At 65.1% G+C, this 12,545-nt stretch carries 10 protein-coding genes; 5 read left to right on the top strand and 5 right to left on the bottom strand.

Going from position 1 to position 12,545, the window contains the following annotated elements; all coding sequences use genetic code 11:
• Positions 1-45: 45 nt before the first annotated feature.
• Complete coding sequence (locus tag CLG96_RS02985) at positions 46-633, bottom strand: hypothetical protein (protein ID WP_133175325.1); 588 nt, start codon at positions 631-633, stop codon at positions 46-48.
• 86 nt (positions 634-719) lie between these two features.
• Positions 720-2,177 carry an OprO/OprP family phosphate-selective porin gene (locus CLG96_RS02990; protein WP_107966343.1) on the bottom strand — a complete coding sequence of 486 codons (1,458 nt, stop codon included), beginning with the start codon at positions 2,175-2,177 and terminating at the stop codon, positions 720-722.
• Positions 2,178-3,088: 911 nt separating this feature from the next.
• Between CLG96_RS02990 and acnA the strand changes: the two genes are divergently transcribed.
• From acnA to CLG96_RS03010, 3 genes are all read left to right on the top strand, one after another.
• Entirely contained in the window at positions 3,089-5,773 is a 2,685-nt protein-coding gene (gene acnA, locus CLG96_RS03000) for an aconitate hydratase AcnA (RefSeq protein WP_107966345.1), read from the top strand.
• 347 nt (positions 5,774-6,120) lie between these two features.
• Complete coding sequence (galE, locus tag CLG96_RS03005) at positions 6,121-7,122, top strand: UDP-glucose 4-epimerase GalE (protein WP_107966346.1); 1,002 nt, start codon at positions 6,121-6,123, stop codon at positions 7,120-7,122.
• A gap of 207 nt (positions 7,123-7,329) precedes the next feature.
• Positions 7,330-8,826 (top strand): DUF389 domain-containing protein, encoded by a 1,497-nt coding sequence (locus CLG96_RS03010; protein ID WP_107966347.1) that lies wholly within the window; start codon positions 7,330-7,332, stop codon positions 8,824-8,826.
• 51 nt (positions 8,827-8,877) lie between these two features.
• On the opposite strand, the gene CLG96_RS03015 is transcribed toward CLG96_RS03010, so the two are convergent.
• From CLG96_RS03015 to CLG96_RS03025, 3 genes are all read right to left on the bottom strand, one after another.
• On the bottom strand, positions 8,878-9,114 hold the full coding sequence (locus CLG96_RS03015; RefSeq protein WP_107966348.1) for a hypothetical protein: 237 nt from the start codon (positions 9,112-9,114) through the stop codon (positions 8,878-8,880).
• A gap of 174 nt (positions 9,115-9,288) precedes the next feature.
• Complete coding sequence (locus CLG96_RS03020) at positions 9,289-9,933, bottom strand: cysteine hydrolase family protein (RefSeq protein WP_107966349.1); 645 nt, start codon at positions 9,931-9,933, stop codon at positions 9,289-9,291.
• 53 nt (positions 9,934-9,986) lie between these two features.
• Positions 9,987-10,667: an HAD family hydrolase gene (locus CLG96_RS03025; protein ID WP_107966350.1), complete on the bottom strand. Its 681-nt coding sequence runs from the start codon at positions 10,665-10,667 to the stop codon at positions 9,987-9,989.
• A gap of 261 nt (positions 10,668-10,928) precedes the next feature.
• On the opposite strand from CLG96_RS03025, the gene CLG96_RS03030 reads away from it, so the two are divergent.
• Together CLG96_RS03030 and CLG96_RS03035 are read left to right on the top strand one after the other, a co-directional pair.
• The gene (locus tag CLG96_RS03030) at positions 10,929-12,233 is read left to right on the top strand and encodes a dicarboxylate/amino acid:cation symporter (RefSeq protein ID WP_107966351.1); all 1,305 of its coding nucleotides are present in this window, start codon (positions 10,929-10,931) and stop codon (positions 12,231-12,233) included.
• A gap of 69 nt (positions 12,234-12,302) precedes the next feature.
• Complete coding sequence (locus tag CLG96_RS03035) at positions 12,303-12,497, top strand: hypothetical protein (RefSeq protein ID WP_107966352.1); 195 nt, start codon at positions 12,303-12,305, stop codon at positions 12,495-12,497.
• Positions 12,498-12,545: the final 48 nt, after the last annotated feature.

The following is a 12,545-nucleotide window of genomic DNA, read 5'->3' on the forward strand; positions in this document are numbered from 1 at the left end:
TTGCCGAAGGGTGCCGAGCCCCGCCCTCCGACAAGCCCGACAGCCTCATCGCGGCTGTTCCCGCCGATCCTCGTGGTTCGGGCCGGCGGGCTGCCCGCCACGCGGCTGCGCCTCCCGCAAGGCCTGGGGCTCGGCCGATTGACGCGGCTGGATGCTGCGGGGATAGCCAGGAAAGAGCGGACGATCGGGTCGTCCCGGCCGATCCGCCCCGCCAGGCCAATCGGGCCGCCCGGGCCGGACTTCGCCGGTCCGCGGCGGCCGCTGGCCCCAATCGCGCCGCTCGCCCCAGTCACGCCGTTGGCCCCAGTCGCGCCGAGGGCGCTCGCCGGGTTGCCAGTCGCGGCGCTGGCGATAGCGCCAGCCCCGATCGCCATGCCAATGGCGCCGGTCGCGATCGCGCATCGCATGGCGCCGCCCGTGCCGGTCATACACATGATAGCCGCGTCCGGGATAGTAGAAGCCGTCATACCAGCCATAGGGCCGATAATAGCCGGGATAGCCGTAATAGCCCGGATAATAGTCGTAATCGCTAATGCCATAGCCGACGGAAACGCCGCCATAGCCATAATCGTCATAAGCGCAACCGCAGAGCACCAGCAGCGGCGCGAGCGCCAGCGCGAATTTCATCCTCATCTCTCCGCCTTTCCGGCATCCGAAATTTTCCGGACTCCGGCTAAGCATGAAGTGGTTGAACAGGCACTGAATTTAGGCCGCGCGACTCAGAATTCGACCTGCGCGCGCATCGCCAGCGAGTCGAAGGAATAGCCGCGATCATTCGCCGGCCCGGTCGATCCCGGCTTCACCGTCGCCGCCCGCGGGCCGCCGTCGATCTCGCTATGGGCATATTGCGCCATCAGCCGCACATAATCGATCGGGTTCCAGATCAGGCTCAGCTGATAGCCGGTCTGCCTGCCGCCATTCACATAGTCCGGCGCGACGATGAGCGGGCCCGTGGCCACCCGGTCCTTCAGGTTCAGATAGTCGATCCGGCCATTGATCTGGATCGCGCCGATGCCCCCCTTGTCGAAGGGTTTCAGCACCTTGGCACGCTCCCAGCGCCCGCCCTTATAGCCCCGGCTCTCACCCGTCAGAAAGAATCCGATCTCGCCATAGGCGGTCTCGAACGAGGGATTGCCGGCATAGAAGGTCGCCCCCGCCACGCCATTGTTCGGGCCGAACAGCGCGCCCGGGCGATGGCCGTCCACCCACAGCTTCTGCGCCTCGCCAGCGAAATGGAAGGGCCCGTGAATCGCGGCCAGCTCGATCCCCACCACATCGTCGCCCTTGGCTGCGATCGCGCCCGTATCGACGAAGCGCTGATCGGTGAGCTGGGTGAAGGGGCGCGAGCGATATCGCGCATTCTGCGCATCCTTCGGGTTCACGCGATGCTGGAAATTGGCGCCGAGATGCAGCCGCGTATCGCCGAGCGCCGGAGACCATGTGCCGCGCACGCTCGCCTGCCAGCCGGTCCGCGCCTGACCGTCATCGTCAATCTCCTGGCTGAACAGGCCGGCAGTCAGCGTATAGCGGTCCTTCGGATCGACCAGCCCGACGGAGACGCCCAGCCGGCGATTATAGTTGAACGCATCGGTCACCGCCGCGCGTTCCAGCACGGAGCCGACCCGCGAGCTGGTCATGCTCTCCAGGCTCGAAAGCGGGAAGAAATTGCCGACCGTCACCAGGAGCGGGCTGCCGTCCGGCTGATAGGTCAGCACGACATCCTCATAGCCGACCGAGCCCTGCGCGAAGTTGAACTCCGCCTTGTAGCCGAAGCCGCCCGGCACCGTTCCTTCCGCACCGAAGACGAAGCGCCGGCCACGCGTATTCCAGCCGAGATTATTGTAATTGAGGCCCCCCACCGTGCCGGCGCGCGTCGCGCCGGGCGTGTCGACATAACCCGCGTCGAACTGGGCAAAGCCCCTCACCCTGAACTTGAAGCCGCCCTCGCCGGAAAATTCCGGCGCGCCCTTCCAGCTTGGCGTAACGACCGTCATCTGCTTCTTGAGCGCGTCGAGCTGCGCCTGGAGCGCCTCCATCTGCGCCTGCAATGCGGCGATCCGTGCTTCGCTCCCCTCCGCCCCCGTCGCGGCGGCGGGCTGCGGCGCCTGTGCAAAGACGGGCGCGGTCAGCAGCGCCGTGGCGGCGGCCGGCGCCGCGAGCAATTTCCCGATCGTCATAATGGTTACTAAAGCCTGGTCCCGATATTCCGGCCCCGCACTAGGCCCGCTCGATGATCTCGTTGTGACGGCTTCGTTTCGTTTTGATGACAGTCATCAATTCGTCAAAAAGTCCCCCGGAAGCCACGGACGGGCCTCCGGGGGCATAAGTAACCCATGAAGCTGGGGGCTGCTCCAGGGTATGCGGATAAAGGAGAAGACGAGCGCACGGAGCCGATGCCGCAGCCGGCACGAGCGCCAGCCCCGCGACAAACGGAACGGCCGCACCCGCCTTCTGGAAGCGCATTGACGACCACTGCTCCTTTCCCCGAAGGACGACGGCAGCCGCCCCGCTTCGGCCTCGCGGGACAGCCGGGCCGATGGTGCGGATGGATGGTGACATTGGCGTTACGCTTCGATGGCGGAGGCGCCTCGCCCCGGAGGCGCTTTTGCGGATACGCAGGCAACCGCCCTGCCCCGCCGCCGCCCGCACAGGCGCGCCTTTCCGGCGGCCTTGGCCGTCCCCGCCCATCCGCCGATTCATCTCCGAGAATTCGGCCTCCAGCCGGGCGCATATCGCGTCCTCCTCCTCGCACTCCGGCTCGATGATAGTCGGACACCGCCCGCTCGCTGCCGCCCGCTCTATTTTCGCGATCCGCTTTTCCGTCAGCATGTGCCTCGAAGCGGCCGTCGCTTCCCCGCGTCCTGCCCTGGAACACCGGCGCCTCCACGCCCTCCACCGCACACGCATTAGGCCATCGCCTTCAGCGAACGCGCGGCGCGCGCCATGATGTCCGTTCCAGCGGAGAACAGGCGCGCGCTCATGCACAACATCCACTCCCGACCATCAACAAATCCATGCTCTTTTCCTCCCCCTCCCCCCCTGCTAGAGCGCGCGCGACTCTGGCAGTAAATATCAAGGGGAAGCCGAAATGACCGCCGTCGGACAGGATACGCTGGGCACCCGTTCCACGCTCGAAGTAGGCGGCAAGACCGTCGCTTATTATTCCATCCCGAAGGCCGCCGAGACGCTCGGCGACGTTTCCCGCCTCCCCTTCTCGATGAAGGTGCTGCTCGAGAACCTCCTCCGCTTCGAGGACGGCAAGACCGTCACCACCGACGACCTCAAGGCGATGGTCCAGTGGCTCGGCGATCGCACCTCCGAGCGCGAAATCCAGTATCGCCCCGCGCGCGTGCTGATGCAGGATTTCACGGGCGTCCCCTGCGTCGTCGATCTCGCCGCGATGCGCGATGCGATGAACACGCTCGGCGGCGACGCGCAGAAGATCAATCCGCTGGTGCCCGTCCATCTCGTCATCGACCATTCGGTGATGGTCGACGAATTCGGCACGCCCAAGGCGTTCGAGGCGAATGTCGACCTCGAATATGAGCGCAACATGGAGCGCTACGAATTCCTCCGCTGGGGCTCCAAGGCGCTCGACAATTTCAAGGTCGTGCCCCCCGGCACGGGCATCTGCCACCAGGTCAATCTCGAAAATCTCGCCCGCACCATCTGGACCTCGGTCGATGCCGCGGGCGAGACGGTCGCCTATCCCGACACGCTCGTCGGCACGGACAGCCACACCACCATGGTCAACGGCCTGGGCGTGCTCGGCTGGGGCGTGGGCGGCATCGAGGCGGAAGCCGCGATGCTCGGCCAGCCCGTCTCGATGCTCATCCCCGAAGTGGTCGGCTTCAAGCTCACCGGCACGCTCGCGGAGGGCATCACCGCCACCGATCTGGTGCTGACCGTCACGCAGATGCTGCGCGCCAAGGGCGTGGTCGGCCGCTTCGTCGAATTTTACGGCCCCGGCCTCGATGCGCTGACGCTCGCCGATCGCGCGACCATCGCCAATATGGCGCCCGAATATGGCGCGACCTGCGGCTTCTTCCCGGTCGATCAGGCGACGCTCAACTATCTGCGCCTCACCGGCCGCGACGAATGGCAGATCGATCTGGTCGAGGCCTATGCCAAGGTCCAGGGCTTCTGGCGCGATGCCGCGGCCCCCGATCCCGTCTTCACCGACACGCTCGCGCTCGACATGGCGACCGTCCAGCCCTCGCTCGCCGGCCCCAAGCGCCCGCAGGACAAGGTGCTGCTCTCCAACGTCGACGACAATTTCAACGCCGAGCTCGTCAAGGGCTATAAGAAGACCGGCGAGAGCGACCAGCGCGTCGCGGTCGACGGCGAGGGTCATGATATCGGCCATGGCGACGTGGTGATCGCGGCGATCACGAGCTGCACCAACACCTCCAACCCCTCGGTGCTGGTCGCCGCCGGCCTCGTCGCCCGCAAGGCGCGCGCGCTGGGCCTTGAGCCGAAGCCCTGGGTCAAGACCTCGCTCGCGCCGGGCAGCCAAGTCGTCACCGATTATCTCACCAAGGCCAAGCTGCAGGACGATCTCGACGCGATCGGCTTCAATCTCGTCGGCTATGGCTGCACCACCTGCATCGGCAATTCCGGCCCGCTGCCCGCGCCGATTTCCAAGGCGATCAACGAGAATGATCTGGTCGCGGCCTCGGTGCTTTCGGGCAATCGCAACTTCGAAGGCCGCGTGTCGCCCGATGTGCGCGCCAACTTCCTCGCCTCGCCGCCGCTCGTCGTCGCCTACGCGCTGAAGGGCACCGTGCGGGAGGATATCACGGCCACCCCGATCGGCGAGGACAAGGACGGAAAGCCCGTCTATCTCAAGGACATATGGCCCACCAACCATGAGGTGGCGGACATCATCGCCTCGGTGATCGACAGCGAGATGTATCGCTCGCGCTACGCCAACGTCTTCGAGGGTGATCGCCAGTGGCAGGCGATCAACATCGAGGGGTCGGACACCTATCGCTGGTCGGCTGGGTCAACCTATGTGCAGAACCCGCCCTATTTCGAAGGCATGACGATGACGCCCGCGCCCGTCGCGGACATCGTCGAGGCCCGCCCGCTCGCCATCCTCGGCGACTCGATCACGACCGACCACATCAGCCCCGCGGGCTCGATCAAGGTCGATTCCCCGGCCGGCCGCTACCTCCTGGAGCATCAGGTCACCAAGGCCGATTTCAACAGCTATGGTGCACGGCGCGGCAACCATGAAGTGATGATGCGGGGCACCTTCGCCAATATCCGCATCCGCAACGAAATGGTCCCCGGCGTCGAAGGCGGCATGACCAAATATATCCCGTCGGGCGAGACGCTGGCCATCTACGACGCCGCCATGAAATATAAGGCGGACGGCACCCCGCTCGTCATCGTCGCGGGCAAGGAATATGGCACCGGCTCGTCGCGCGACTGGGCGGCGAAGGGCACCAACCTGCTCGGCGTCCGCGCCGTCATCGCCGAAAGCTTCGAGCGTATTCACCGCTCGAACCTCGTCGGCATGGGCATCGTGCCGCTTCAGTTCGCCGAGGGCGTCGATCGCCGCACGCTGAAGCTCGACGGCACCGAGCTTTTCTCGATCGACGATGTCGCCAATCTGCGCCCCCGCCAGCAGGTCACCGTCCGCCTCAAGCGCGCCGACGGCAGCGAGGAGACGTTCGAGACGCGGTGCCGGATCGATACCGTCAACGAGCTGGAATATTTCCTCAACGGCGGCATCCTCCACTACGTCCTCCGCAAGCTCGCGGCCTGAGCCGGAGGAGATCGACCGGCATGAAAAAGGCCCGGTCCGCACCATGCGGGCCGGGCCTTTTTATTGGATCAATCCGCCGAGCCGCACATCGCGAATGCAGCACATGACGCCCGTCCCCGCCTCGACAGGCGACAGGCGACAGGCGACAGGCGACAGGCGACAGGCGACAGGCGACAGGCGACAGGGGTCGTCGCATGCTCGGCAGTAAATCGATATTGTATTGCAATAATATTGGCGTATCCATTCTCACTCTGGGCGATCAATTCTGGTCAAGGCGAGATCTCCCGTTTCCTCCACGCGGCAGCGTGGCGACGGCGGCGGGGATCGCACATCGAAACGGGGCATGAATGAAGAACATCTTCCCAGTTCTGGTAACGGGCGGCGCCGGTTATATCGGCAGCCATGCGGTCCTCGCCTTGCTCGACGCGGGCTGGCCTGTCGTCGTCGTCGACAATCTCGTGACCGGCTTCAAGAACGCCGTCCCGGATGAAGCCATCTTCGTCGAGGGCGATATTGGCGATGTCGCCCTGATGAAGGAGGTGCTGACCTCGCACAAGATCGGCGCGATCATGCATTTCGCGGGCTCCGTGGTGGTCCCCGAATCCGTCGAGAACCCCCTTAAATATTATCGCAACAACACCGCCAACAGCCGCAACCTCATCGAAGCGGCGGTGGAGAGCGGCGTCAAACATTTCATCTTCTCGTCCACCGCCGCCACCTATGGCATTCCCGAGGAAATGCCGATCCGCGAGAACAGCCCGACCCAACCGATCAATCCTTATGGCCGATCGAAGTTGATGACGGAGGCGATGCTCGCCGATGTCGCAGCCTGCGGCGCGCTCAACTATTGCATCCTGCGCTATTTCAACGTTGCGGGCGCCGATCCGGCGGGGCGCGCGGGCCAATCGACGGCAGGCGCCACCCATTTGATCAAGGTCGCGGTGGAAGCGGCGACCGGCAAGCGGCCCGATGTCGCCGTGTTCGGCACCGACTATGCGACCGCCGATGGAACGGGCGTGCGCGACTATATTCACGTCACCGATCTCGCCGACGCCCATGTCCACGCGCTCAACGCGCTGGTGGAGGATCCTGAGGCGAGCCATATATTGAATTGCGGCTATGGCCGCGGCTTTTCGGTTCTCGAGGTGCTGAACGCCGTGGACCGGGTGACGAACATGCAGATCCAGCGCCGCTTCGCCCCGCGCCGGCCGGGTGATCCCGATGCGCTCGTGGCCGACAACGGCGCCATTCTCAACCGGCTGGAGTGGCGCCCGCGCCTGGATGACCTCGACACGATCGTCCAGCACGCGCTCGCCTGGGAAAGGCATTTGGCCGAACGGCGCGCATAGCGGCCGGTTACGGCACGAGCCCTCCTTCCTCCTTCTGTTCCTCCGACCTGCCGGAATTCACCGCTCCCGCCTCCGATGGCGGCAGGAGCGGCACGGCCGGTCGTGGGCGGAAGCGAGCCGGGGGTGTTCATGCCGGAACAGTCGGGATAAGCATGCGCCCCATTGCTGCGGTGCGGCATGTCTCGTGGGTCCATCTGAGGATGTTGAATGACGGAACAGGCCGTCTGCAACGATAATAGCCGATCAAATCTGAATCGCTGGTGGCGCAGCCAGGCGATCGCTTCGGTCGATCATATCTCGGTGATCGAAAGGGTCGAGCAGGAGGCCGTCTGGTCCCCCCGCTATCTTTTCATGACGCTGATCTCGGCAGGCATCGCCCTTCTGGGGCTGCTGCTGTCCTCGCCTGCGGTGGTGATCGGCGCGATGCTCATCTCGCCGCTGATCGGGCCCATCGTCGGCCTGGGATTTTCGCTGGCCCTGTTCGACTTCAAGGAGCTTCGCCGATCCATTCTCGCTTTGGCGCTGGGAGTGCTGATCGCAGTGCTGTTCACCGCGGCCATCTCGCTCCTGTCCCCGTTGCAGACGGTCACCGCCGAAATAGCGGCGCGGACGCGGCCCAATCTGTTCGATCTGCTCGTCGCCCTGCTCTCCGCGCTTGCCGGTGCCTATGCGATGATCCGCGGCCAGAGCGGCACGATCGTGGGCGTTGCCATTGCGACCGCCCTCATGCCGCCGCTCGCCGTCGTCGGCTTCGGCCTGGCGACCTGGAACTGGCCGGTATTCTCCGGAGCGATCCTCCTGTTCGTGACAAACTTCGTCACCATCACGCTGACCGTGATGGCGGTGGCCCGCTTCTACGGTTTCGGAGGCCATCTCACGGCGGGGCAGACTCGATTGCAGGGCATATTGCTCACGATCATCCTGGTCGGGCTCGCTTTCCCCCTGGCGCTCGCGCTCCGACAGATCGGTTGGGAATCCGTCGCCTCCCGCCAGATCCGGGATGCCGCGCTTTCGCCCTTTTCGAACCAGGCGCGGATCAGCCAGATCGATGTCGATTATGATCGCGATCCCATACAGGTCCGCGCCATCATATTGACGCGGCAGTTCAGGCCCGACGCCGAACGGCTCGTCCATGAGCGGCTGCGCAATACGCTCAGCCGCCCCGCCGAAGTGCATATCGATCAGGTGCGGATCGGATCGGAAAACAGCGATTCCGCCCAGGTGGCGGCAGCCGGGCGCCCCGGAGACAACAGCCGCGATCTCGGCGCCACCCTCTCCGCGCTGATGGAAAGACTGACGCTCGCCGCCGATGCCGGGGAAGGCGCCGTCACGATCGATCGGGAACGGCGCCACGCCGTCGTCAACGCCCGGTCGCTCGCCGGGGCAAATATGAGCACCTATCGGGAGATGGAACAGCGGATCGGCAGGGATATGGATGGCTGGTCGATCACGCTTGTCCCGCCGCCGGCTCCCCTTCCCGTCATCGGCTTCAACGGGGAAGTGCCCGATCCCGCCGCGCTGGATGCGGCGACATGGGCCGGGCAGCGCCTGCGCCTGCCGATCGGCGTGTCGGGCACGGCGGCGCGCGCGGATGAGATCGTTTCCGCGCTAGAGAAATCCGGTGTCGCCGCGCGCAAGGTCGGCTCGAAGGGCGATGCAAATGGCTCCGTGCGCCTGTCCTGGGCACCACTCGGGAACGAATGAACGAGGAGGTCCCGTCCGTCAAAAAGCCGGACAGGTGGGCGACGGAGCGATCTACGCGATCTTAAGTAGCAGCATGCCGATCATGTCAGCATCGCCATTGTCGGAAGCGCGTGCGGTCACGATCTTATAGCCGTCGCCATTGGCCCTGCGCACCAGATCCACGACCTTCTGGAAGGCTGCCAGTGCCTCGTCGCTTCCGTCGACCGGGGTCAAGGTGAGCTTCTTCTGATCCATTTCCGCGCGATGCTCGGTCGAGCTGAGCCTGATCGCGTAGAGTATGTCGTTCATTCCTGAATCTTTCCGCCCAGAAGAGCCCGTGCCTTTCACTTAGCCTCGCTGAAGACAAGCGAAGGACGACTGGGTGTGTCTTGCCAGCGATCAGATGATCGCCGCGCTTCAGCAACTCAGGTCGCGGCCGCCCGCACCAGCCCGGGCCCGGCATTGCTGCCTGGGCTGATCGGTTCAGGCAGTGGCATAGCCTCCTGCCCTCGCCTCGGCACGCAGACCGCCGTCAAGTTCCCGGAGGAATTCGACATGCGTCATCGGCCGCGAGAACATCGGGAAATTCTTCTCGACCGCCAGCTTCTGCTCCTCCGCGCTCACGGTCGCGGTGCAGTCGGTCAGCGTCACGACATCATAGCCTTTTTCATAGGCGGTGCGCATGGTCGATTCGACGCAGCAATTGGTGAGGAAGCCGGCGAGCGCCACCGTCTCGATATTCCGCTGACGCAGCACGAAATCGAGATTGGTGCTGTAGAAGGCGCAAAGGCCGCGCTTGCCCTCGATGACGATGTCGCCTGCGCTGCGCGGCAACTGGTCGACGATTTCCGCGCCCCAGCTTCCCGCGCGGAAGGCGCTCGTATCGATCACGCCCTTCAGGATGCCATAGGGCTCGGCGCGGATCTCGGGATAGCCGGCGGCGAAGGAGATCGGGACGAAGACGATATCCGCGCCCCGCGCCCGCGCCCCCTCTATGACGGCCCGGCTGTTGTCGAGCATGGCGGTGGTCGACATCACATCCTTGACGGCATTATGGAGCGCGCCGCCCTCGCTGACGAAATCATTCTGATATTCGATGAGGACGATCGCGGTCTTCTTCGGGTCCATGGCTGAAACTCCCTAGATCCTGCGCGGGAAGATTGATGCGGCGCGGCGGCAGGTCATCGCCGCGAGGAGACCTCGTCGATATGTCGCAGCAAGTCGGCGGGATCCTCATAGACGCGCAGCGCCCCGCTGCGTTCGAGCTCCTCCTGCCCATAGCCGCCCGAGAGCAGGCCCACGCCGAGCGCGCGACAGCGCCGTGCCGCCAGCATGTCCCAGATGCTGTCGCCGACGACGATGGCGGATTCGATCGGCACGCCGAGCCTGGCGGCAGCGGCGAGGAAAAGATCCGGGTCCGGCTTGGCATGGCGAACCTGGTCGCGCGTCACGACCACGGCCGTTTCGGGATCGACGCCCAGCGCGCGAAGATTCGGCGCCGCGGTCTCCATCCGGCCGCTGGTGGCGATCGCCCAGCGGATCTCCGATCGGGTGAGCGCCTCGATCAGGTCGCGCGCGCCGGGAAGCGGCCGCACGGTCGCGCTGCGGCGGGCATAGGCTTCGGCATGGAGCGCGCGCAGCCGCTCGATGCGAGCGGGATCGATCGCCCCGCCGGTCTCGCGCAGGAGCTGATCGGTGAACAGGCCGCCGCTCATGCCGATCTTGCGGTGGATCCGCCAGACGGAAAGCTCGATTCCCTCCGCATCGAGCGCGTCCTGCCATGCCAATACATGCTGATAGACGCTGTCGACCAGCGTTCCGTCGAGATCGAACAGGAAACTATTCTCGATCCATTCGATCATCGTACGAAGCTCCCGGGAGGAAATATCCTGGGTCCTCCGCGCAATCCGACGCGAAGACCATGAAATGAACGACCAGGAAATAGGAGAATCGAAATCCTGTCCAAGCTCGCCCGTAATCTAGCCCATCCGATCGGTGATGCAACCCGATCACCCGGCGCATGCGAGGGGAAGCTCCACCGAATTTAAGACGATCCGGCGCTCGACACTATCCTTCGACTATGATCAGGTGGCGTAATCTGCGTGACATGGAAATGGGGGCAAATGTCGCGATCCACGATCATCCTGGCCGCACTTGTTGCGGGGCTGCTGGCCGGAACAATCTTGTCCGCGGTGCAGATGCCGCTGACGGAGAATATAATCTCGATCGCCGAACCTGTCGGCAGATTGTGGCTCGGCGCGCTCAGGATGACGCTGGTGCCGCTGGTGTTCGCGCTGGTCGTCATGGGCATCGCATCCGCGGCGAGCACGGCCGCGACCGGCGGCCTTGCCGCACGCGCACTGGCGATCTTCGCCCTGCTGCTGGTCGTGGCAGCCTCGATCGCCGCGATCATGACACCGGCCCTCCTCGCGCTGTCGCCGCCGCCGGAACAGGCGATCGAGACGCTGCGCGCGGCCGGCCATGGCCGGGCCGAGGTCCCCGCCCTGCCGCCGCCTGCCGAATGGATCGTCGGCCTGATTCCCGACAATCCCGTCCGCGCGGCAGCGGACGGGGCGATGCTGCAGCTTGTCCTGTTCGCGCTCGTCTTCGGCTTCGCCGCCACGCGCATCCCGCAGGAGCGCAGGATAGCACTCGTCGAGCTTTTTCAGAGCGTAGCGGACACGATGATGGTGATCATCGGCTGGGTGCTGTGGATCGCGTCGATCGGCGTCTTCGCGCTCGCGCTCAGCGTCGGCGCGACAAGCGGGTTCGCGGCCGCGGGGGCGCTCGCCCATTATATCGCGATCGTCTCCGCCGTCTGCCTTGCCATCATGATGCTGGCCTATCCGATCGCCCGCCTCGTCGGACGCGTTCCGCTCGGCAGGTTCGCCCGGGCGCTTGCCCCGGCGCAGGCGGTCGCCGCGAGCACCCAGTCGTCGCTCGCATCGCTTCCCGCCATGATCGAGGGTGCGGAGCGGGGGCTCGGCATTCCGGGCCGGGTGGCGGGGCTGGTGCTGCCGCTCGCAGTGTCGCTTTTCCGCATGACGAGCCCGGCCGGCAATCTCGCCGTCGCGATCTATCTCGCCCATCTTTACAATGTCCCTGTCGGCCCGATGCAGCTTGTGGCAGCGGTGCTGGTCGCGGCGATCGTCAGCCTGGCCGTGGTGGGCGTGGCGAGCCAGGTTTCCTTCTTCGCCGGTGCAGCCCCCGTCTGCATCGCCATCGGCGCGCCGATCGAGCCGCTCGCCCTTCTGATCGCGGTCGAATCCATCCCCGACATTTTCAGAACGGTGGGAAATGTATCGGCGGACCTTGCCGTCACGTCCGTCCTCGCACGTTCCGATGCCGAGACCATGGCGAAACATGGCCGCGCAGGAGCGCTGGACGAGGCGACACCGGCCGGCCCATCGCATCTATCGACCATGTGAACGAAGGCGAGATTGACGTTTCCGGCCGGCCACGGAAGCAAATGGACGCTCAACGAACAGGGAGGTTCAATGAGCGGTTTCGATCCGACGGACTGGATTCGCGAAGCAGAGGCGAATGGCGCGGAGCTCACACTGGCGGAAGATGGCAATCTTGCCATCGACTTTGCGGAAGAGGCAGATCCCGCGCCTTTGATGTCGCAGATCACCGGCTGGCCCGGCCGGCGACAGCTCATCCAGCAGGCGATAGAGGCCCGGCAGGATTAAGGTCCCGCGGCAGGCGAAAGGCCGGCTCGCAATCGGTTTACACGCATC

The sequence above is a fragment of the Sphingomonas oleivorans genome, from assembly GCF_003050615.1.
GTDB lineage: Bacteria > Pseudomonadota > Alphaproteobacteria > Sphingomonadales > Sphingomonadaceae > Sphingomonas_H > Sphingomonas_H oleivorans.